We start from the raw sequence: 22,186 nt of genomic DNA on the forward strand, positions 1-22,186 counted from the left end.
AAGCCACAATATGTTATGATACGCATAGGTAATTTAATTTGGAATGATTAGGAGTGTTTGAAAACAATGAAGAAAATCGCAATAGCAGCTATCACTGCTACAAGCATCCTCGCTCTCAGTGCTTGCAGCAGCGGCGACAAAGAAGTCATCGCAAAAACAGACGCAGGCGATGTAACAAAAGGCGAGCTTTACACAAACATGAAGAAAACAGCTGGCGCAAGCGTACTGACACAGCTAGTGCAAGAAAAAGTATTGGACAAGAAGTATAAAGTTTCGGATAAAGAAATTGACAACAAGCTGAAAGAATACAAAACGCAGCTTGGCGATCAATATACTGCCCTCGAAAAGCAATATGGCAAAGATTACCTGAAAGAACAAGTAAAATATGAATTGCTGACACAAAAAGCGGCTAAAGATAACATCAAAGTTACAGATGATGAAATTAAAGAATACTGGGAAGGCTTAAAAGGCCAGATTCGCGCAAGCCACATCCTTGTCGCTGACAAAAAGACAGCTGAGGAAATAGAGAAAAAGCTGAAAAAAGGCGAGAAATTTGATGCTCTTGCGAAGGAATACTCTACAGACACAGGCTCAGCTACAAACGGTGGCGAACTTGGCTGGATTTCAAAAGATAACGAACAACTGGATGCCACATTCAGAAAAGCTGCATTCAAGTTGAAAACAAACGAAGTCAGCGATCCTGTGAAAACACAATTTGGCTACCATATCATCAAAAAGACTGAAGAGCGCGGAAAATATGAAGATATGAAAAAAGAGCTGAAATCTGATGTTCTCGACCAAAAACTTAATGACAACACAGCTGTGCAAGCAGCCGTTCAAAAAGTAATGAAAAAAGCTGACATCGATGTGAAGGATAAAGATTTGAAGGATACATTTAACACTTCTGCTTCTACTAGCAGTTCTTCAAGCAGTTCCAAATAATAAAAAAGCTGTGCAGGCTCATTGAGCCGCACAGCTTTTTTTATGCGATGGAATGGTTTTGATTTTCTTCTTCATGCTGCTGAGAACTGCGGCGTTCTCGCTCCTTTTCCATCCTCTCCATATAAATCTGCCCTTCTTTTTCAATAAAAGCCTGGTCTACTTTTTCTTCCTCTTTGGCTGCCGCCACAAGTTTATATGCGCTGAAAATGATGCCTACAATACAAAGATACACCCACCACGGAAAAAATAACACGGGCTCCTCCCCCTTTGCATAGATTCTTTATTCTTAACCATATGCGGGAATGAGACGAGTTATGTGCGGGAAAGACGCATCAAAAAGGACTGAGCTGAATATGTCAGCATCAGTCCTTTTTACGTTATTTATGAAATGTCGGTTTATAAAAGGAACGGTTTTCCAGTGCAAATACACGTTCAGTATACTCGCCCGGCTTCACGCGTTCAAGCGCTCTGTCCATCATATTCATTTTTGCATCCAGATTGTCTATATAGTGAAGAATTTCCGCTTCTTTCACCATCGGCGGTTTCGGGCTGCCCCATTCTGCTTTGCCGTGATGACTCAAAATCAAATGCTGAAGAATTAACACCTCTTCAGAATCGATTTGAAGCTCCTCAGCCGCTTTTGAAAGCTCTGTCACCATGATTGAAATATGGCCGAGCAAATTGCCTTCAACCGTATATGAAGTGGAAACAGGGCCGGACAGCTCCTTCACTTTTCCAAGATCATGCAGGATAACACCGGCGTAAAGCAGATCACGATCGAGAGACGGATATAAATCTGCTATTGCTTTCGCCAGGTTCAGCATAGAGACAACATGATACGCCAAACCTGAGACAAACTCATGGTGGTTTTTCGTAGCCGCCGGATAATCCATAAACTCAGCTTCGTGTTTTTTAACCAAAAACCTTGTGATTCGCTGGATATTCGGATTTTTCATTTCAAATATATATTGAGTGATGGTATCCATCATTTCATTTTTCGGAATCGGCGCGGTTTCTAAAAAATCATCAATATTGACGTTTTCTTGCTCGCTTACCGGTCTGATATTTCTAAGCTTCAGCTGGGTGCGTCCGCGATAATGATGAACATCGCCGACGACCTTGACAATCGTCTGCGGCGCATAGGTCACTTCATCACTTTGCTTGGCATCCCACAGCTTCGCTTCAATATCGCCTGACTGGTCTTGCAGCATCAGCGTCAGAAACGGTTTTCCATTGCTTGCAATCCCTTTCGTCGAGGATTTAATCAATAGATACTGGTCCACCTGTTCGCCAACCTCATGTAGCATAATCCCTTTAGCCATTCTATTAAAGCTCCCTCCGTATCTTACATAATACCAGTATATCACATACCGATTTTCAGCTATAGAACCTCTTTTATGACACCAAATGGATGATTTGGCTGCTATGAAATGCATCTTTTACGTGCTCATGGCATGTAAAATATAAAATCTGCCTACCGCCTTCAGATAAATCATACAGAACTTGTAATACACGTTTCAGCCTTTCCTGATCAAAATGAACAAAACTGTCGTCAAGCTGGAATGGAAGCTTTGACCCACCCTGGCGCGTAACGGCCAAAGCAAATCGGATCGCTGTATACAGCTGTTCACACGTCCCTTGTGACAGCTCTTCCGCATGATAGACAGTTCCATCGCGATGCATAACCATGATCGAATCATCCGTTTCGGAAAAATAAATGGTTTGGTAGTTTCCGTCAGTCAGAGGGCGGAAGAATTCTCCTGCCGTCTCCAGAAGGCGCGGAAGCTCGATTTTTTTATGCCGCTCCAATTTGTTTCTGATCACCTGTTTGACCATTTGTATCGAGGCCCATTTTTTAGCCGTTTCTTTTACACGTTCTTTTTGCATTTCGGTTTGAAGCTTGAGGTCTGAGACCAATCCCGAAGCCTCTAATTGTTCCTGTTTGACTGAGAGCAGTGCGATTTGGCTGCGGAGCTGCTCGATCTCCTCAGTCAGCCGCTCTTTTCTTTCATTCTCAACAAATTGCTTATCTTTCAATTCAGAAAGCGTATTGGAATCCGCCAGTTCAAGTTCCTCCGGGTACCCGCCTTGAAGCTGTGCGTTTACGTGATGAAGCTTGTTCTCCGTATCCTTCAATTGCCTGCTGATGTCGGCTATGGCAAAAAACGCATCTCTGTCTTTTGCAGCAGCCGCGGCAAATAACTGTTCGATCTGTGCGTGGAAATATTGTATTTCTTGCTCAAGCTCAAGCATCTGTTCCTTTGTATAATGAATATCTGTTTCAATTTCCTTTTTTTGCTTCTCGATTTCTTTTTCACGTTCAATGTTTTTCCGCAATGTGTGAAGGGCGTCCGAAATGGAGATATCCTGACTCTGATTCACGGGAAGAAGCATACTGACGCGTTCTTCGAATGTTCTCCGGTGCTTTTTCAGCCTGCCTGCTTCAATGGTCAGCTCATGCTTTTTTTTCACTTCTTTTTTGACATCCTTCATTAAGCTGTATGCATCAAGCAAAAATGATGGATCTTCCTTAAATCCGAGCTCATTCATAAAACGCTCGACCTGTGTAAAGGACGGGGCCATATCGGCTTCCCACTGTTCAAACTGCTGGATGACCCTTTCATACGCCGCCTCTTTTTGCTGGAGCGCTGCACGCTGTGTGAGAAGGTGCTGCTTATTGCGGTCATCCTCCCATAACGCTTCTCTAAGCATTTCAGCTTCTGCTGGTGAAATATCCGTCATGGGCTGTCTTGTCTCTCGGCTGTTTCGAGAAGACGATTTTCCTGATACAAGCCAATACACAATAAGTGCAGCGCCGAAACTTATGGCGGGAATCCATTGCCTCAGCAGAGAAAAGAGAACGATGAACAACATACCAGCTGCAATGACAGTCTTTTTCTGTTTAGCCTGCTGTCTTTCAAAAAACGTTAGCTGTTCTCTGAGCTTCGCTTGCTCTTGGTGCTGCCCCTGTGTTTCATCATATGCTCTAAGAGCAGCTTCTTTATCTTTTCTTTGGCTATCTTCAAGAATCGCGGACGAAGCGGCACGAACGGCCTTTTCCGTGTCTTCCAGCTCTTGCCGGGCAAGTTCAAATGTCTCGTCAAGTTGCCGTTTTCTGTCTCTTGCCTGTACATATTGCTGCACCGCTTGCTGAAGCTGCCATTCATAATCATATGAGGTGTTCATATTCAGGAGCTCATTTTCATCCGTTTTATTGAGCTGTTCCAGCCCTGCCGCTGTCTGCGCAGACGTCTGGCGCAGCTGTGCCTGAATGGCTGCCAGTTGTTCTCCCCAGGATTGGTACATATGAAACGCTGCCGAAAGCTCTTGTATCAGCGTTTCTTTCGCCAATAGTTCTTTATCGGGGATAAGCTTTTGCCTCTGTTTGTCCAACTCCGCCATCTTCACCCGAAGCGCCTCAAGCTGTGCTGATTTCGGGTGAAGATGGGATTCATATTTTTCCAGCTGATGCAGGCCGTCAGCAGGAAATTGTCCTACATGTTCCGGAAATTCTGCAATCACCTGTTCGAGTGTCGCTTTTTCATTTAGCAATGGTTTTCGCTCAATCGCTCCCTCAATCATTCGGATATGTCCCGCCGTCTCTTTCAATTCGGTTTCCGCGGCTGCAAGGCGGGCTTCAAGCATTCGTTTTTCCCCGAGAAGCTGATGATAGCCCGCTTCCTCTGCTTCAGCCTGTTTTAGCTTCACTGCCAGCTGCTTAAGCGTTTCCAGCTCCTGATTCAATTGAGGGTTTCGCCCATTTGGTTTATAGAGCCTTTCGCTTTCCTTCGTCAGCCTTGAATCAAGCTTTGATACGGCTTCAGCACCAAACAAGCTGGAAAAGAGCAAAAATTCCCCTATCTTGTCCCGATTAAAGGCGTGAATTTCCTGCAGCCCGAATACGTCGAACGAATATATGGCTTTGTACAACGACCTGTCTGTGCCCTGGAACAGCTGCTTTAAAACATCTCCCTGCTTTACTTCGCCCTTTTCTGTGTACACGCTTAGTTTTTCGGCAGTCCCTTTCGTCCGTTCGATCTTCAGCACCCCATACTCAGGATGTTCAGCTTCAAGAACACCGCCGTAGACACCGCCTGTTTTCGGTTCATATTTTTTCGTTTTCGGAAAACCGAACAGCATGCTTTCAATGAATGACATCATCGTCGTTTTTCCTGCCTCATTTAATCCGTAGATGACTTGGACAGGAGAGGCGGAAAAGTGAAAGGTTCGATTGGAAAATTTTCCGTATTGGTAGATATGTAAAGATATAATTCGCAAAGCTGTCACCGCCTCATGTATCAAGCACCTTAAGCTGTCTTTTCAATAATATCTGTGCCTGCTCTTTTATTTCCTTTACCTCCTCTTGGCTAAACCGGTCCGCGTGCCTTCTATACACTGGATGCCGCTCAAGCCCTTCCAGCACGTCTGACAGATCGCTGCGATCAATGTCTTCAAATAAACCGCCAAAAAAAGGATCAAGGTTTGTTAGGTTTGCTTCGTTTTCTGTCTCATCGTCCAATCTAAGAGGCCAAACGAAATGTTCCTCTTCCGCTTCTTGTTCCTGAAGAGCTTCAAGAAACTCATCCAAGGTGCCTTTTGGCGCCTCCAGCAGCCATTCCGGCGCCGTCCCTTGTAAAACAAGCCTTACACAAACAGGGCTCCCCTTTTTCCGCAGCTTCGAAAACGTGTCCTCCACCATTTGGAAGAGGGCTGTCATATTCTTTGCCTCCGTCACATCAACCGCCGCTTTTTCCCACAGGACATCATGCGCTCTCTGAAATTCATAAGATATATCTCCGTTTGTCACATGAACGAGATAATAACCTTTATCTCCCGTCTCCTTTATATGGCGTGCTTGCGTGTTTCCCGGGTAAATGACTGCCGGATGCTCGGCAGATAGAACCTGGCGTTTATGTATATGGCCAAGCGCCCAATAATCCATCCCGCTTTTCACGAGGTCGTCATGTGTAAACGGGCAATACGGATCGTGTCCTTCAGATCCTGACAGCGTGCCGTGGAGCATGCCGATATGAAACGGTGCGTCAGTTGATCTCCGATAGCGGGCGGCTTGGTTTTCCGTCACTGCTCTTGCTTGATAGCTGAAACCGTAAATGCTTGCTATGCGCCTGCCTTCTTTAAAAAACGATTTTTCTTCTGGAACAGCGGACGAAAAAATATGGACATTCTCAGGCCATTCAATCGGCGTCCACTCCCCGCCAAGATGATCGTGATTCCCAAAGATGACGTATACCGAAATCCCGCACTCTCTGAGTCTTTCAAACTGTTTTTTCAAAAAGAGCTGAGCCTTTAAGCTTCGATTGGCTTCATCAAATAGATCTCCCGCCAGCAAAATGAAATCAACGTGCTCTCTCACTGCGGCGTCTATCATATGTCTCACGCTTGCAAACGTGCTTTCTTTAATCCGGGCAAAAATCGGCTCCGGCAGATGCGATATCCCGTAAAACGGGCTGTCAAGATGAAGATCTGCCGCATGAATAAAGGTTAGATCAGTCAACATTCTGCTCCTTCCCAGGATGAAGTACCCTTATTTTAGCACCGAATTCTTGCGAATGCACGTTCTGTCAATAAAGAAACAGCCTGAGAATCCCCAGGCTGTTTTCCAATCAGTTTTTCGCTAAACGAAGCGCTTGTTTGATCGCTTTGAACGCGCTTGAATTGCCGTAAATTAATACACCGCCTTTATAAATTCTGGCGCCGATAACGGCCAGTATGACAATGGTGAGCAGTGTGATTCCGATTCCGACAGCAGCCTGCCAGAACGGAATATCAAGCATGCCGACGCGCAGGAACATAATCATTGGCGTAAAGAACGGAATAAACGAAGTTACCGTAATAAATCCTGCGTCAGGCGCATTCAAACCGAACATCGCGATCATAAAACCGGCGACAACCAAAAGCGTCATCGGCGTGATCGTTTGCTGCACGTCCTCTATTCTGCTGACGACACTGCCAAGAAACGCGGCAAGTGTCGCGTACAAAAAGTATCCGAGCAAAAAGAAAATGACAGCATAGATGACAGTGGTTGCAGATACGTCGGTCAAATTAAGGAATCCGCCGACAGATGAAGCCGTTTCGCTCTTTTGGTTCAGCTTAAGCGACAGAGAGCCGGCTCCTATAATAATAGCAAGCTGTGTGATCCCGACAAGCCCAATACCAAGCAGCTTTGCAAACATTTGCTGGATCGGCGGCATACTTGAGATCAGGATTTCCATAACTCGCGAAGATTTTTCTGTAGCGACCTCCATCGCTATCATGCTGGCATACATAATCACCGAAAAATAAATGACGAACAGCATAATGTAAACAAGCCCTACCGTCTGGCCAAGCTCTTCCTCAGACTTTGCCCCTTCTTTCAGCGCCTTCTGCCCCACAGTAACGGGCGCATAAAGGCTGCTAATCGTTTCCTGCGACACGCCGAGCTCCGCTGTTCCGACAGCTGTTTTGGTTTGCGTCAGCGCCTGCTGCAGTGTTTGATACGTGCTTTCATCAGAAATCGTTAACGCTTTATATATTCCTGAAATGGTCCCTTTTTCATCTCGTTTGATGATGAGCATGCCATCGAGTGATTCATCTTTGACTTGCTTTGTGACCTCATCCTCCGATTGCTTCGACAGCTTCACATCAAGATCGCCGTCAGTATCCACCGCTTTCAGCTGCTTAGAAAAAACCGGATATAATTCGTTTGTTTCATCAACAACGGCGATTTTTTCTTTCGCATCGTCACCTTGAAACAAAGAAATGATCGACTCCAGATTCGTTACAACTAAAACAAGCAGCACCGTGATGACAGTCGAAATAATAAAGGATTTTGCCATAATCTTATTTTTGTATGTATGAGAAAGCATGATCCAAAATTTATTCATAGACGGCCCCCACCTTTTCTATAAAAATATCATGCAGTGACGGCTCTTCAAGCTCAAACTTTCTGATAAACCCTTTTCCTTGGAGCATAGCAAAAATCTCTTGAGAAATGTCTTCATTGGCAATCTGCAGCTTGACGCCGTCTGCCATTTCCTTCCATTGAAGAATGCCTTCATGGGACTGCAAAAAGCGCAGATCGTCATCGGAGTGAATGGTAACATTCTTTTTACCGAAAGAACGCTTGATCTCCTTCAGCTTGCCTTGTACAACCGGTTTTCCTTTCTGCAATATGCAAAGGTTCTCACAAAGCTCCTCCACATGTTCCATCCGATGGCTTGAAAATAAAATAGAAACGCCGCTGTTTTTCAGCGAGATCACAGCCTCTTTTAGCAGCTCAACATTGACAGGGTCCAGGCCGCTGAAAGGTTCATCAAGAATAAGCAGCTCCGGCTTATGCAAAACTGCCGAAATGAATTGGATTTTTTGCTGATTCCCCTTTGAAAGCTCTTCCACCTTCTTATTCTCGTAATCTGTAATATTGAAGCGTTCAAGCCATGTCCCGAGCTCTTTTACAGCCTCCCGCTTCTCCATCCCTTTTAATCTGGCGAGATAGACAAGCTGATCCTTTACCTTCATTTTCGGATAAAGGCCCCGCTCTTCCGGCAAATAACCGATTTTGTTGCTGATATGATAATTCACAGGTCGGCCCTTCCAGCTGATTGAGCCCTCCGTAATGCTTAATAATCCTAGGATCATGCGAAACGTCGTCGTTTTTCCCGCTCCGTTTGCGCCTAACAGACCGAACATTTGCTGTTCCGGAATATCTAAGTCCAATCCGTCAACGGCTTTATAATCTCCAAATGTCTTCGTTACGTGATCAATTGTAAGCACTGAATCTCCTCCTTCCCTGACCCATTATATACTAATTTTGGATAAAGCATAATAAAGGATTTTGATTTCCTTTTTAGAATATAAATGAAGAAAGACTGATAAACCTTAAAATGGAGGAGAAACCTGATGGCTGATTATTTCCTTACCGTATTTGATCCTTCGGGGAACACGCTGGTAAACGAGCGATTCGAGGCAGAACATGAAGAAGCGGCAAAAACGCATGGTGAAGCCCTCTTAAAAGAAAAAGAGCTTCATAGTCATTCTCATCGTTTAGTCAATGCAGCCGGAAAGCTGATTTTGTTTCACAGATGATCAGCTTTCCGGCTGATCTGTTACGCTTGAAACTTCGGCTCCCGTTTTTCTAAAAAGGCACGGATTCCTTCTTGGTGATCCTTGGTCCTTCTCATTCTCTCTTGGGCGCTGCGCTCAAGGGATAGCACTTTTTTCAGTTCTTCAATCTGGAGGCTTTGAAAAATAGCTTTCGTTTCGATCATCGCCAAAAGAGGGGAGGCCAACAGGGTTTCGATAATGGGTCTTGCGCCTTCGGCAGGATCTCCGGCAAATGTCCCATCAAGAAGCCCCATATCGGCAGCTTCTGAGGCAGATAGTTTTTTTCCGCTCCAAATCAGTTTTTTCCCTTTTGCTTCACCGATTCTTTTCTTCAGCAAATAATGTCCTCCGCCGTCCGGAACAAGCCCAATGCCGATAAAATTCATCGCGAGGACGGCGTTTTTTTCAGCGAGCACAATGTCCGCACAAAGCGCCAAACTCAGGCCCAGTCCCGCAGCAGCGCCATGAATGGCTGCAATTGTCACTTTATTCATCTGATATAAATTCAGGGTGACAGCCTCAATCGTATCCATCAGCCGTTTAAATTGATCAGAGTCATGCTCTGACGTCATCATCCTGATATCACCGCCGGCCGAAAAGCCTTTCCCGCTTCCTCTCAGGAGAACGATGAGCGCCTCGCTTGCAGCCGCCATTTCGACTGCCTCCTTCAATTCAGACAGCATCTGTTCATTCAGGGCGTGATGGGCATCAGGCCGATTCAGGATAATCTCTGCAACAGCCCCATTACATGCATATTGAACAAACTCCATATAAAGCACCTCCATGTATGCGCTTACTTTTTTTCTTTCTCCTATACATTCCCCGCCATCCTCAAATAAACCTTTTTATTTTTCAAGGTCAATAGATACTGAAAAATGCATATTGTTTGAATGGAAACATAAAGTTTTATATAGTGAAAAAGAAGGGATATCTTGATGAGAAGGGAGGAAAGGAACATGGATAAATTGCTGATCAGTTTTCTGTTAAGTTTATTTATGGTGTACTTTCCCCCTTCGGACGTGGTTCTGCCTTCCCAGTTTGAAGCAAGCACTGACAGCTATGTGCCTATGACTTCATATCCGCAGGAAACACAATCGGCAAAAACGCCGTCGCCGGGCAGCATGCACCCGGCTGAGCTGATCAAAGAGTACAGCCCGCTGGCACAGTCTGTCAGGCAGCTCTCTGTCAAACCACTTGACGAACCGCTGATAAACAGGCTGGAAAAGGCTTGGGCCGTCCCTGTCAAATACCAGTCTAATTACCTCCGAATATAATTTGCTCAAGTTTTATTTGTAACTCACCCCATACTGCCAACACTACATTCGGAGGGATTTTCATTGAATATTAAAGAAAACGATCTGCCGGGCATCGGCAAAAAGTTTGAAATCGAAACAAGAAGCCACGAAAAAATGACGATTATCATTCATGATGACGGAAGAAGGGAAATTTACCGGTTTAATGACCGGGACCCGGATGAGCTTCTTTCAAATATTTCATTGGATGATTCTGAAGCAAGGCAAATTGCAGCTATTCTCGGGGGCATGGTCTATAAACCGCAAGCTCTGGAGTCCATCGAAATGGCCTTCAGCGATCTTATTATTGAATGGTTTAAGGTCGAAAAAGGCGCCAAATCGATTGGGCGCACACTCGGAGAGCTTGATGTTCGCCAGAATTACGATGTCACTGTGATTGCCATTATCAAACACAACCAGGAAAAACTCCTAAATCCCGGAGCCGATTCGATTATTGAAGAAAATGACACCCTTGTCCTCTCAGGTGAGAGAAAGCATCTGAAGAAACTGATTCACGATTTTCTTTCTGGAGAGGGCGTGTGAGCCCCGATGGACCATCTTGTATTTGAAGTCGGAACTGCACTTGTCCTTGTAGCAATCGCCAGTGTGATCGCCAATAAAATTAAATTTTCGATTATTCCGTTTCTGATTGTGCTGGGAATGCTTGTTGGACCGCACGCGCCGAAAATGGGGATTATTGATCTAACATTTATTCAAAGCAGTGAAATCATCGAGTTTTTCGGGCGAATGGGCGTACTGTTCCTCCTCTTCTATCTCGGACTCGAATTCTCTGTCGGGAAGTTAATCAAATCAGGAAAATCAATCGCGGTCGGCGGGACGATTTATATTTTGATTAACTTCAGCCTCGGACTGCTTTACGGGTTTATCACCGGATTTTCCTTTCTGGAAGTCCTCATCCTCGCAGGAGTCATCACAATCTCGTCAAGTGCGATTGTCGCAAAAGTGCTCGTTGATTTAAAAAGGACCGCCAACCCGGAAACCGAATTGATTCTCGGCATCATCATGTTTGAAGATATTTTCCTTGCCGTATATCTGTCCGTTGTTTCCGGCCTTATACTAGGTGATGCGACATCCGTAGGGAGTGCACTCTTGTCCATTTTGATCGCCTTCGGTTATATGCTGCTGTTTTTTATCGCAGCAAGAAAACTCCCGCCGCTGTTGAACAAACTGTTGGACATTCGCTCAAACGAAGTGTTTATTATCGTCATTTTCGCAGCACTCTTTTTTATCGCCGGGTTTTCCGAGACGATTCATGTAGCAGAAGCAATCGGCGCGCTGCTGCTCGGTTTGGTCTTTTCAGAAACAGAGCATTCCGATAGGATTGAACACCTCGTTGTTCCGTTTCGCGACTTCTTCGGTGCGATGTTCTTTTTCAGCTTCGGCCTCAGTATCGATCCGTTTTCGCTTGGTGAAGCGGTTTGGCTTGCGTTGGGGGCAGTGATTTTGACCATTCTGGGAAATTTTATCGCCGGAATGGTGGCAGGACGACGCGCAGGGCTTTCTCATAAGGCTTCATCGAATATCGGGCTGACGATCGTATCGCGGGGAGAATTTTCGATTATCGTTGCGAATCTCGGAATAGCCGGCGGACTGTCAGCCACATTAAAGCCGTTTGCCGCATTATATGTCCTCATTCTGGCGATTTTGGGACCGCTTGTCACAAAGGAATCAAAACGAATTTACCGCTTGCTGAACAAGGTATTTAAATGGAAGCCTGAGGTTCAGCCCGCAAAAAAACAGGGATAAAAAAAGCAGCACTGTAATCAGTGCTGCTTTGTCGTTTTTTCAAAAATCTGCTCTAAATATTTGATTTTTTCGTCCGTGTAGTGCTCGAAGCGCTCATTGTACGATTTCGGATCTTTCGGATTCGCAAAATGCGTAATTTTCCCTGTATCCCGATCAATAAATTTACTAGCAGCACCGCAGCCGATGCCAATAATCGTCTGGACCTCTTCCATAATCATAATGTTGTAGATGCTTTCTTGTCCCGGCAAAGAGTATCCGACGTTTTCAAGGTTTCCAAGAATGTTTTTCTGGCGGTATAAATAATAAGGCACGTACCCATGCTCTTTCGTCCAGGCTACCGCGTCTTCCATCATTTGAGAAACCTCTTCCCTGCCGGCAACTTTGTACTTATGCTTGTTTCTCGTCATTTCTGACGCCCGTTTAAATGAAAGAGTATGAACGGTAAGGGATTCCGGCATCAGTTTTTCTGTTTCTGAAAGACTGTGCCTGAACTCCTTCACGCCTTCCCCAGGCAAACCAATAATCAAGTCCATGTTAATATTATTCATGCCGTGCTGGCGTGACAGATGATATTTCTCAATGGTCTCTTCAACCGTATGGTGCCGCCCGATCGCCTTTAGCGTTTCGTTTTCATAGGATTGCGGATTGATGCTGATCCGATCAATGTCATATTTGTTTAAAACGGCGAGTTTTTCTTCTGTAATCGTATCAGGACGACCGGCCTCCACCGTAATCTCACGAATGTTTTTCACATCCGGGAAGGAGCGGACCATTTCTTCATACAGCAGATCCATCTCCTCCGCTGTAATGCTTGTCGGCGTCCCGCCGCCAAAGTAAATGGTTGTAACCTTAACATCATGCTCCTTCAGCCATTCACCGATCTTCTGCATTTCGTAATGCAGTCCCCATAGGAATGAGCCGACTCTGCCTGCCTGTCCCTGGATGGCATACGCAGGGAATGTGCAATACGCGCATTTTGTCGGGCAGAACGGAATGCCGATATAAATGCTGACTTCATCCTTTACTCGGTACAAATCCGGCACTGCCGCCAGCTGACGATCAACAATTTCCTGCATTAGCATGATTTTTTCATCATGAATTAAATAGTCTTTTTTCAACTCAGCATGCGCTTGCTCCTTGGACATTCCGCTTTGCAGTTTTTTATGAAGCAGCTTTGTGGGCCGGATTCCTGTGAGGATTCCCCACTTCTGCGTAATGCCCGTATGCGCCTGAAGAAGATTGAGATACACATAAGAAATTGTGTTTTTCACTTGCTTAAAAGCTTCTTTTTCATTCATGCCGGGAGAAAAGAATTTTGTATGCTGTTCCTTTATGCCAGTACCCTTCACTTCTCCCGAAACCGTCACATGCTCATCCGTTTGTGACAACGCTAAAGAAATGACAAAATCTGCGGGCTCCTCTCCGCCATACGCAAGCTCGCACTCTTCATAAAACAAATTTGCAATATTTTGCAGAGGCCGATGCAGGCGGTCATCATGTATGCCTTCTATTTTAATTTGCAACTTCATCACCTAATTTATCAGATTCAAAACTTTCTTTAGTGTACAGAAATAAACTGCTAAAATCAATCCGGCAAAAAAGCCGCCGCACCTGTCAGGGCGCGAGCGGCTTTTTTACACACGTTTCATGTGGAACTTATCAAGAAATCCTTTTCGCTGCTGCATTCGGAAATATTCCTTCATCATATAAGCGACACCTTGCTCGTCATTGGACCTTGTAACCCAATCTGCCTTTCTCTTAATTTCCGGAACGGCATTCCCCATCGCTACCCCAAGACCGGCAAGTTCGATCATCGGCAGATCGTCATACTGATGCCCAATGGCCACGACATCATCCATACTCAGGCCCAGCTCTGAAGCGACGAGGGCCAAACCCGCTTCCTTCGAGACACCTTTCGGGACGATATTCAGCTTCTCATCGTTTACGCGAATCACGTCCACCGCAGGGAAGGCTTTTGTAATCGTTTCTGTAATGTCATGCTGAATGTCGTGCTCCGTGTACACCTCGATGACGGGTGCACTCACCGGCTCATCCATGAGGAGATCGCTTAATGATTCAACGAACTGGACTGGATAAAAGATCGGGTCAGACGGATGAATGAGTGCTTTCCCCAATAAATTCGAATTCACCTTTTTCTTGTTTCCGATGGAATACTTTTCGTGAAGAAGCCGAATATTACATTGATAGCTCTCCAGCACTTGAACAATGTTAAAGGTATGATCATCAGAAATTCTTTTTTCAAAAAACGGGGCGTCAATTTTCTCAGCGATATATGCCCCGCTATGGGTGATCAGCTTGGCATCAAGCTTTAGCGATTTCGCTATTTTCTGTGCTGAGCGAAAATGACGGTTGGTCACAAGTGTGACGTAAATCCCTTTTTTCTTTACATATTCAATCGCGTCTTTCGTTGCCTGATGAATCTTCCCGTTCGACCGAAGCAGCGCTCCATCTATATTTAAGGCAAGCAATTGTTTTGACACAGAGATGTCCCCCTCCTTGATGACTGTACTTGTGTATAGGATATGACCCTGTCTCTGTGTTTAGAACAACCTTTTCTTAAAGCAAAAAAAGCCTGGCTCAGCAGACTTTATGTATGGCTTGTTGATAGGATACGATCGAAGCAGCCATTCTCCCTAATATCGTTATTTCGATTTACGAAAAATCATGTATCAGGAACCCCTTGTTTGACCAATGATGCGCTCCGAACACTTACTCTCTGTTGCTTATCCCCTCTATATAACGGCATGATATGCGACCGTATCCATTTGAAATAGGTAAGTGTAGGCGCTTTCAATGTTATTATCTCAGTTTTCCTTTCCGATGACAAGGGTTTTTTTAACTAAAAAAAGTAACCAACTTTTGTATATCCGTGGTAGGATCAGTTGTTAATTTTTAGGACTATACACTTGATCCAGAACGTACATTCCCATACAATATAAATAATAAACGAAAAAGCGGTGTTTATATGGCTGATTTAAAAGAAATATATAATGAAGAACTGATATCTCAGTTGATCCATCATGTAAGGTCATCCTATCCTGATTTTAACAAAAACAGATTCTTGGATACATTACGGCTGGAGGACTGGCCTGAACTCACTTTAAAAGAGCGGATGCGCCGCGTGACAGTTTCTTTATACGAAACTTTGCCAAAACAATACGTTGAAGCGCTCACAATTTTACGGGATACAGCCCCTCATTTTAAAGGACTCAGCGGAATTTTATTTCCAGATTATGTGGAACAGTACGGGTTAGCGCATTGGGAAGAATCAATAAAGGCATTGGAATACTTTACGCAATATTCGACCTCAGAATTTGCTGTAAGGCCTTTTTTGCTGTTAGATCAAGAAAAGATGATTGCCCAATTGCTTGCATGGTCTGAGCATAAAAATGAACACGTGAGAAGACTTGCGAGCGAAGGCAGCAGGCCCCGCCTGCCATGGGGAAAATCGATACCAGCTTTGAAATCGGACCCTTCCCCCGTATTGCCGATCCTTGAGAAGCTGATGCAGGACGAGTCCTTATATGTAAGGAAAAGCGTGGCCAACAACCTTAATGATATATCAAAAACGCATCCTCATTTACTGAGTAAAGTCGCAGATCAATGGTACGGAACATATCCCCATACAGACTGGATTATCAAACACGCCTATCGGACCTTATTAAAAAAGGGTGATAAACAGGCCTTAGCGCTTTTTGGTTATGAAAATGCTGATTCGATACAACTACATGATTTAACATGCCAGCCCAAACGTATAGTTATTGGCGAAAGCCTAGAATTTTCTTTCTATATTCATTCAGACAGGGATCAAAAAGTAAGAATTGAGTACGCAATTGATTTTGTAAAAGCAAGAGGCCAGCGTCATCAGAAAGTATTTAAAATAACAGAAACAAATTTACGAAAAAACGAAACGAAATCATACACAAGAATCCAATCCTTTAAGGATTTAACCACCAGAAAGCATTACAAAGGAATTCATACATTATCAGTCATCATCAATGGAGAGGTAAAAGATTCATTGGATTTCCAAGTTTGCTGAATGAATAAAAAATCCCTTCTTATCCAAGAAGGGATTTTGCTTATTAGCCTTCAACACTGCCGTAAAGCTCTTCCAAAGGCTTCATAATGATTTTGTTCAATTCACCAATCAGCATGCTCATGCGCTGCTCCGCTTCCATCAGCTGAGAAATTTTTTCGTGTTGCTGTACAAGCGCAACTGTTTTTTGAGCCTGCGTCACTTCTTCTTGTGTAATCTCTTCTCCTGCCATTTGTTTTTGCTGGAGTCTAAGCTGTACATCACGGAAGTTTTCGAACATGCGCTTCGCTGATTCATCTGCGTTAACTTCGTCGTAAAGGTTTTTTAAACGGGTGAACTCTTCGCTCCCGCGTAATGCATTTTCCAGATCATACGCTACATCATAAAAATTAACAGCCATTGTAAATAGCTCCTTTCATCATTGCCGTTTGACATACCACTCCACTATAACAGACTATGGAGATCCTTTCATTAATCAAAACCCATTTCTTCTTAAAAAAGGATGACAAACAGTGCTTGAATCGCGCCTATAATTCCGCCGAGAAGCCCCCCCAAATAGGTAATCATTTTAAATTCTTTTTTTGAAATGGACAGCACCATTTCTTCAAGACGCTCCACCGGGAACTGATCCACCTGCTCCTTGACGATTTCCTCAAGACGCAACCGTTTTAAGACACTTTCAAGGTTGGACGAAATCCCTTCAAGCAATTTGTCTAACAGTGCCGGCAGCATTTGCTGGGTCAGCTCAGATTCATAGCGGACGGTAAGCGTGCCAATCGTATTGTTGAAGAAAGGGGCAGTCGAAAATGCTTGCAGCATTCTTCGTTTCAAACTGAAAATGAGCGCCTTTGCATTCCATTTTTCGTCTGCTTCATTAAACGTATACTCCCTCAGCTTGCCCCATTCGTTTTTTAAGAGATCAGAAAGCAATTTATTTGTTTCCTCATTCCGCAAGAATTTCAGCAGCTCCGGCAGCACGCGATCCGCAAGGCTTGAATTGCCAAGAAACATTTGCACCATGCTTCCAAGCATGCCGCGCTCTTTTAAAAAGTCATCAATCATATTGCCAAGACGGATTTTTCCTTCATCACTTTCAAAATAACGGACACTCCGTGACAATATATATCCTGAAATCATCGGAATTTTTTCCTCAAGCTTTTCCTGCACCTCTATAGGCACCAGCTCTTTTAACGATTGGTCCCCGTATTGGCGGAAAAGCTCATTCAACTTATCATCGGTCCAGCTGCTGATCCATGCATCAGCAGCTTTTTCGGGGCGCTTCATCCCAGCTTTTTCAAGAGCTTCTTTTACTGTCACTTCAGAAAGTGACAGCTTTTGAATCAGCTGTTCCCCCACTCGAAGAGCCTGCGTTTTGGCTGCATCAGAGACGAGCCGCTTTTTAATGCCTTCAGGGGTTAAGAGATGATTGACTACCATCAGTCCCATTTGTTTTGCAAGCTCATCTCGCCGTCTTGGAATCAGCCCGGGCGTAAAAGGAACTCGCTTCCCAAACAAATAGTACGCTTTATACGGCCTAAACAGCATTTGAATTGCTAAATGATTGGTCACCGCTCCAATGGCAGCGCCGATCACGATCATAAAAATAAAGGTTCCTGCAATACCCATTCCTATTCATCTTCCTCCATCTGTGCTTCAGCTTTTTTCATATAGATTATGTACCTATACGTATTATAGAGGCTCATGCAATCACTTAGCAAACGAGGAGACAAATTCCTGTTCTTAGAAAATCAGCTTGTTCTTTTGGAATAGGGCAAGGTGAAGAATCGTATTCTGTAAAGTAGAATACCGTCAGCTGCGTTCGTCTTACATGTATTTAGTGTAAAGCTGCGGACACCCGCCGGCAGCTTTTGAATAAAAGGGGGAGTCTCACCATGATAACACTCGGTTTTATGTCCTTATCCCGCCAGCATGAAGCGGATTATTCCGCAGAACTGGCCAAAAGAGCACCCGAATTCGGCATACGTTTCATCCGGTTTACACCATTTGATATTTTACCTGACACTTTGCGTGTCAAAGCATCGGTCTATCATTCGGCCAGCAGCACATGGAACGAAACTGAAATGGCGATTCCAGATTATATTTATGATCGCTGTTTTTACGGCAAGGATTCACATTCCCAAAAAGCAAAACCAATCGTTGAGTGGCTCAAAAAATATCCGAAAACGGAATTTATCGGGCGGGGTCTTCCTGATAAGTGGACCGTCCTTCACGATTTGCAGCAGCACTCTGTAATCAATCCCTATATTCCCGAAACGATAAAGGTGAACCGCTACGAACAAATTCAATCCTTTTTATCCAAAGAAAAAGCCTGCATCCTTAAACCGGCATTCGGCGCGGGAGGCAGAGGCGTGATTCTTTTGAAGCTGGGCAAGAAAAACATCACTGCTACTTATCACATCGGAAAGGATAAGCAGACAAAAACGTTTTCCAACCAGACTTCTTTTAAAACATGGTGCAAAAAAGTGCTTCAGCATCAATATTTGCTTCAGCCTTACTTAAACATTCAAGATAAGGAACAATACCCTTGTGATATTCGTCTGTTTATGGAAAAAAACGAAGCAGGTGAATGGAATACAGTCGGAAAGGCAGTAAGACGCGGATACAAACACGGGCTGCTGGCCAATTTGTCAGGCGGATCTGATGCGCTGACATTTGACTCCTGGTTTGAAGATATACCGAAAAAACAGCAAGTGGTTTTACTAGATGATGTGTTTTCGATTACCCAATCGGTTCCGTATTATCTTGACGAGCGCTACGGGCCGTTGTTTGAACTCGGTCTTGATATATGTCTTGCTAAGGACGGGAGAATTTGGATTTTAGATATCAATTCCAAACCAGGCAGGAAGTCAATCCTGCGTGTCTCTCCCGAGCAAAAAGAACATCTGTACACTTGTCCCCTAAAGCGCTGCCAATATCTGTTTTCTGAGCAAAGCCAGAAAGGAGTTCTTCCGCGTGAATCCTAAACGGTTTTTGATCGGCATAGACAAAACCAGTGAAAACACCCTGTTTCTGCCCTCTTCGCTGAAGCGAGACGGACTTTTGCATGCCGCATTCGGAACGAAGGTTGTCAGATGCCACGTTGCTTACAGACGGCATCTGGAACAAACCGTGCTGCTCTCTGAAAATCTGTTTCATGAGCTTTTGCTCCCCCACCGAAGCAGGGCTGATATACTGATTCATGATCATACAGTGCATATCGGGCCGTTAGTCGGCATCTTTACGGCAGGGTTTACTGTATCTCTTGAACGTCCATTTAAGGATCGTTCCCTCTTTTTTTCTAAACTTGTCACGTTACACGAGCAAGCCGGAGGCTACTGCTTCGTTTTTGGCGCGCACCAAATCAATTGGGAGGAAGGCACAATTGAAGGCCTCCTTTACAGGGAAAACGGCTGGGAGAAAAAAATTGTTCCATTGCCGAACGTCGTTTATGACCGTTTGCCGAACCGAAAAATTGAAGATTCACTTCTCTTGCAACATACAAAAAAGAGGCTGATCGATGAATATCAGATCCCATGGTTTAATAAAACGTTTTTCAATAAATGGAACGTTCATCAATTGCTCGAAAAAGATCCGAGAACGGCACCCTTTTTGCCTAGATCCGAGCTGACACCGTCTGTGGAGCTGATAGATGAGCTCTGTGGCGCATACAAAAAAGTCTATATCAAACCGGCAAATGGAGCACTCGGCACCGGCATTTATCAGCTGAAAAGAACAGATGGCGGCCTGACGGTAAAGCATACGAATGACGCCAAAACATTTACTTCGATTGATTATTCCGATGCCGCCTCATTCCTTGCAGAATTTCAAAAACAGCACAACACGTCCGACTTTCTCATTCAGCAAGGTGTTGATCTCATCGAATTTCAAGGCAAACCAGCGGATTTCCGTGTCCATACCAATAAAAACAGAAAAGGAAAATGGACAGTGACAGCAATCGCCGTAAAAATTTCCGGAAAGAACAGCATTACAACACATCTTTCTAACGGCGGCACTGTAAAGACACTTGCGGAAGTATACGATGATCCCGCTGAAAGAGTTGAGGTCATAAAAAAGCTTTCTGCAGCGGCACTGACGGCAAGCCATGTCCTTCATGATCATATCGAGGGGTTTATCGGGGAGATTGGTTTCGATTTTGGCATTGATCAGAACGGTAAAGTATGGATGTTTGAAGCGAATTCGCGCCCAGGCCGAAGCATTTTTTCTCATCCAAATTTGCATCATGTTGATTCTCTTACAAAACGAAGAAGCTTTGAATACGCGTCATATTTATCTGAGAAGGCAATCACATCTCCTGAAGCATTGTGGCCTTCGTAACCTGTCCGCTTTTTTAATAAAGCGGGCTTATCTTTATCCAAATCTGGGACAATCTGCATATTAAGGCCTCTTCAATGATGTTCTGAAACAATGATACAATGAACATAAGCCGTTTTTATTTAGGTCAATTGATACCAAATGTAAGGAGCGTGGCCGTAATGATTTCTCATTTCAGCTGGAAACCTTTGTTCCCAAAAGAAAAGCTGCCCGGATGGAAAATTTCATTTTATTATAAAGGGACCCATTATGAAGGCATCTATCATAAGAGCGGTGAGATTGAATGGGGAGACTTGTTTCCCACCCGCGCTGACGAGCCTGCTCTTACAAACGAGATACATGAACTGATGCTTTTTCATATTTATGACTAGCTTAGCCTAAACGGCTAAGCTTTTTTTGCTTTCTCAAGATTTACCACACAATTCTCCGCATGAGTTTCCGGCCATTTTAACATAATACGTAGTAACAAGCCGGCAAAGCATTGGGTTACGCCGAGGCGGCAGTGACACCCGAGAAGGGTTCACAGATTGGTGCAACTCCAGTTAACCCAACCATACTAAATAAAAAGGAGATTTTACACATGGCTAACCAAAACTCTTCAAATGACTTACTAGTTCCTGGCGCAGCTCAGGCTATCGATCAAATGAAACTTGAAATCGCTTCTGAATTCGGCGTTAACCTTGGAGCGGACACAACTTCTCGCGCTAACGGTTCTGTCGGAGGAGAAATCACAAAACGTTTAGTATCTTTCGCTCAGCAGCAAATGGGCGGCAGAGTTCAATAACAATTCAATATATGGCTATAGAGGGCGCGGTTTCCGCGCTCTCTTTATTTTGTCACCCTTTTTTCCTGCTCCACATATCCTAGAAAAAAAGGGAGGGAATCGGGGTGTCATTCATCACCATTGTGAATTGGGAGCTGGTTCAATTCGTAAGTGTATCCATGATTCATGAATATGTTTCCCATCGTTCTGTTTATTTGTACAGGTATTCTTTCCCGCGCTGTTCAAACTGAGAACATCCTTTTATAATGAAAGGCGAGGAGGTTTTTTGATGAAAATCGCTTTATTAGGAGCCAGCGGCCGCGTCGGACAAGCCTTTTTAACACAAGCTGCAGCAGATGAAAGATTTGATATTTTCGCTCTGATCAGATCTCAACATGCTGTCTTCCCCTTTCAAAAGACAGAACCATCATGGGGAACGCCCGCCGCTTAGAAGATGTGAAAAAAATAATGGAGAATGCTGAAATCGTGATCAGCTGTCTAGGCACAGATGGTGATGATACCTTGTCAACTGCTATGGCACACATTCTTTCCGCTATGGAGGAACAGCATATCAAACGGCTTATTACGATCGGCACCGCAGGGATCCTAGATTCCCGATATGAACCGGGAAAATACCGGTTTGAAACAAATGAATCGAAACGAAAGCAGACCCGCGCAGCCAAGGAGCATGCAAAAGTATACGAAATGCTTAAAGAATCATCATTAGACTGGACAATCATCTGCCCCACTTACCTCCCGGACGGAACAGCAACCGGCGTTTATCGTACGGAGCGTAACGTTTTGCCTGAGGGCGGCACAAGCATTTCGGTCGGCGATACTGCGGACTTTTTATATCGTGAGCTCGTTACAGGTGAGTATGTCGGATACCGTGTCGGACTGGCTTATTGACTACATAAACCAAAAACCCAA

At 44.4% G+C, this 22,186-nt stretch carries 22 protein-coding genes and 1 pseudogene; 12 read left to right on the forward strand and 11 right to left on the reverse strand.

What is annotated here, in order from left to right; genetic code table 11:
• The first annotated feature begins 66 nt into the window (after window positions 1-66).
• Window positions 67-942: a peptidylprolyl isomerase gene (locus NYE22_RS16855; RefSeq protein WP_072173867.1), complete on the forward strand. Its 876-nt coding sequence runs from the start codon at window positions 67-69 to the stop codon at window positions 940-942.
• Window positions 943-982: 40 nt separating this feature from the next.
• Here the strand turns inward: NYE22_RS16855 and yhaL are convergent, their stop codons facing one another.
• The 6 genes from yhaL to NYE22_RS16885 all read right to left on the reverse strand — a co-directional run bounded on the left by yhaL (window position 983) and on the right by NYE22_RS16885 (window position 8,715).
• Complete coding sequence (gene yhaL, locus NYE22_RS16860) at window positions 983-1,195, reverse strand: sporulation protein YhaL (RefSeq protein WP_003233252.1); 213 nt, start codon at window positions 1,193-1,195, stop codon at window positions 983-985.
• A 124-nt stretch (window positions 1,196-1,319) separates the two neighbouring features.
• Window positions 1,320-2,264, reverse strand: coding sequence for a 3'-5' exoribonuclease YhaM (gene yhaM, locus NYE22_RS16865; RefSeq protein ID WP_003245698.1), 945 nt, complete (start codon window positions 2,262-2,264; stop codon window positions 1,320-1,322).
• Window positions 2,265-2,337: 73 nt separating this feature from the next.
• A complete protein-coding gene (gene sbcE / locus NYE22_RS16870; RefSeq protein ID WP_080351450.1) occupies window positions 2,338-5,229 on the reverse strand; it encodes a DNA repair/recombination ATPase SbcE in 2,892 nt (963 codons plus the stop codon).
• A 4-nt stretch (window positions 5,230-5,233) separates the two neighbouring features.
• Window positions 5,234-6,460 (reverse strand): exonuclease SbcCD subunit D, encoded by a 1,227-nt coding sequence (locus NYE22_RS16875; protein WP_014479332.1) that lies wholly within the window; start codon window positions 6,458-6,460, stop codon window positions 5,234-5,236.
• A gap of 106 nt (window positions 6,461-6,566) precedes the next feature.
• Window positions 6,567-7,826 (reverse strand): ABC transporter permease, encoded by a 1,260-nt coding sequence (locus tag NYE22_RS16880; RefSeq protein WP_153256651.1) that lies wholly within the window; start codon window positions 7,824-7,826, stop codon window positions 6,567-6,569.
• On the reverse strand, window positions 7,819-8,715 hold the full coding sequence (locus NYE22_RS16885; RefSeq protein ID WP_342411994.1) for an ABC transporter ATP-binding protein: 897 nt from the start codon (window positions 8,713-8,715) through the stop codon (window positions 7,819-7,821). The genes NYE22_RS16880 and NYE22_RS16885 overlap by 8 nt, the downstream gene beginning before the upstream one ends.
• A 126-nt stretch (window positions 8,716-8,841) precedes the next feature.
• Here NYE22_RS16885 and NYE22_RS16890 point away from each other — a divergent pair, with 126 nt between their 5' ends.
• On the forward strand, window positions 8,842-9,027 hold the full coding sequence (locus tag NYE22_RS16890; RefSeq protein ID WP_069964086.1) for a YhzD family protein: 186 nt from the start codon (window positions 8,842-8,844) through the stop codon (window positions 9,025-9,027).
• Between the two features lie 20 nt (window positions 9,028-9,047).
• On the opposite strand, the gene NYE22_RS16895 is transcribed toward NYE22_RS16890, so the two are convergent.
• Window positions 9,048-9,815, reverse strand: a complete 768-nt coding sequence (locus NYE22_RS16895; protein ID WP_342411995.1) for an enoyl-CoA hydratase — start codon at window positions 9,813-9,815, stop codon at window positions 9,048-9,050.
• 165 nt (window positions 9,816-9,980) lie between these two features.
• On the opposite strand from NYE22_RS16895, the gene khtS reads away from it, so the two are divergent.
• The 3 genes from khtS to khtU all read left to right on the forward strand — a co-directional run bounded on the left by khtS (window position 9,981) and on the right by khtU (window position 12,104).
• Complete coding sequence (khtS, locus tag NYE22_RS16900; protein WP_080286178.1) at window positions 9,981-10,319, forward strand: K(+)/H(+) antiporter modulator KhtS; 339 nt, start codon at window positions 9,981-9,983, stop codon at window positions 10,317-10,319.
• A gap of 63 nt (window positions 10,320-10,382) precedes the next feature.
• Window positions 10,383-10,880 (forward strand): K(+)/H(+) antiporter subunit KhtT, encoded by a 498-nt coding sequence (khtT, locus tag NYE22_RS16905; RefSeq protein WP_003233269.1) that lies wholly within the window; start codon window positions 10,383-10,385, stop codon window positions 10,878-10,880.
• A 6-nt stretch (window positions 10,881-10,886) separates the two neighbouring features.
• Entirely contained in the window at window positions 10,887-12,104 is a 1,218-nt protein-coding gene (gene khtU / locus NYE22_RS16910; protein ID WP_003233272.1) for a K(+)/H(+) antiporter subunit KhtU, read from the forward strand.
• Window positions 12,105-12,121: 17 nt separating this feature from the next.
• Here the strand turns inward: khtU and NYE22_RS16915 are convergent, their stop codons facing one another.
• A complete protein-coding gene (locus tag NYE22_RS16915) occupies window positions 12,122-13,627 on the reverse strand; it encodes a coproporphyrinogen III oxidase (protein WP_014479327.1) in 1,506 nt (501 codons plus the stop codon).
• A gap of 111 nt (window positions 13,628-13,738) precedes the next feature.
• Entirely contained in the window at window positions 13,739-14,605 is an 867-nt protein-coding gene (locus tag NYE22_RS16920; RefSeq protein ID WP_003233277.1) for a Cof-type HAD-IIB family hydrolase, read from the reverse strand.
• A 485-nt stretch (window positions 14,606-15,090) separates the two neighbouring features.
• Between NYE22_RS16920 and NYE22_RS16925 the strand changes: the two genes are divergently transcribed.
• Window positions 15,091-16,164 (forward strand): DNA alkylation repair protein, encoded by a 1,074-nt coding sequence (locus NYE22_RS16925; RefSeq protein WP_161985883.1) that lies wholly within the window; start codon window positions 15,091-15,093, stop codon window positions 16,162-16,164.
• 43 nt (window positions 16,165-16,207) lie between these two features.
• Here the strand turns inward: NYE22_RS16925 and NYE22_RS16930 are convergent, their stop codons facing one another.
• Window positions 16,208-16,561 (reverse strand): YlbF family regulator, encoded by a 354-nt coding sequence (locus NYE22_RS16930; RefSeq protein ID WP_003224239.1) that lies wholly within the window; start codon window positions 16,559-16,561, stop codon window positions 16,208-16,210.
• A 92-nt stretch (window positions 16,562-16,653) separates the two neighbouring features.
• Window positions 16,654-17,787: a DUF445 domain-containing protein gene (locus NYE22_RS16935; RefSeq protein ID WP_021479649.1), complete on the reverse strand. Its 1,134-nt coding sequence runs from the start codon at window positions 17,785-17,787 to the stop codon at window positions 16,654-16,656.
• Between the two features lie 266 nt (window positions 17,788-18,053).
• Between NYE22_RS16935 and spaC the strand changes: the two genes are divergently transcribed.
• From spaC to NYE22_RS16965, 6 genes and pseudogenes are all read left to right on the forward strand, one after another.
• On the forward strand, window positions 18,054-19,145 hold the full coding sequence (gene spaC / locus NYE22_RS16940; RefSeq protein ID WP_070548756.1) for a spore coat associated protein SpaC: 1,092 nt from the start codon (window positions 18,054-18,056) through the stop codon (window positions 19,143-19,145).
• Entirely contained in the window at window positions 19,135-20,496 is a 1,362-nt protein-coding gene (yheD, locus tag NYE22_RS16945; protein ID WP_021479651.1) for a spore coat associated protein YheD, read from the forward strand. Before spaC ends, yheD begins: the two co-directional genes overlap by 11 nt.
• Before the next feature lie 149 nt (window positions 20,497-20,645).
• Entirely contained in the window at window positions 20,646-20,864 is a 219-nt protein-coding gene (locus NYE22_RS16950; protein ID WP_342411996.1) for a YheE family protein, read from the forward strand.
• Window positions 20,865-21,073: 209 nt separating this feature from the next.
• Window positions 21,074-21,277 (forward strand): beta type acid-soluble spore protein SspB, encoded by a 204-nt coding sequence (gene sspB, locus NYE22_RS16955; protein ID WP_003233287.1) that lies wholly within the window; start codon window positions 21,074-21,076, stop codon window positions 21,275-21,277.
• A gap of 104 nt (window positions 21,278-21,381) precedes the next feature.
• Window positions 21,382-21,507 (forward strand): hypothetical protein, encoded by a 126-nt coding sequence (locus tag NYE22_RS16960; RefSeq protein WP_003245136.1) that lies wholly within the window; start codon window positions 21,382-21,384, stop codon window positions 21,505-21,507.
• A gap of 38 nt (window positions 21,508-21,545) precedes the next feature.
• A pseudogene (locus tag NYE22_RS16965) lies at window positions 21,546-22,165 on the forward strand (SDR family oxidoreductase).
• Window positions 22,166-22,186: the final 21 nt, after the last annotated feature.

Origin of the sequence: Bacillus sp. FSL K6-1560 (assembly GCF_038592935.1) — a bacterium.
Taxonomy (GTDB): domain Bacteria; phylum Bacillota; class Bacilli; order Bacillales; family Bacillaceae; genus Bacillus; species Bacillus subtilis.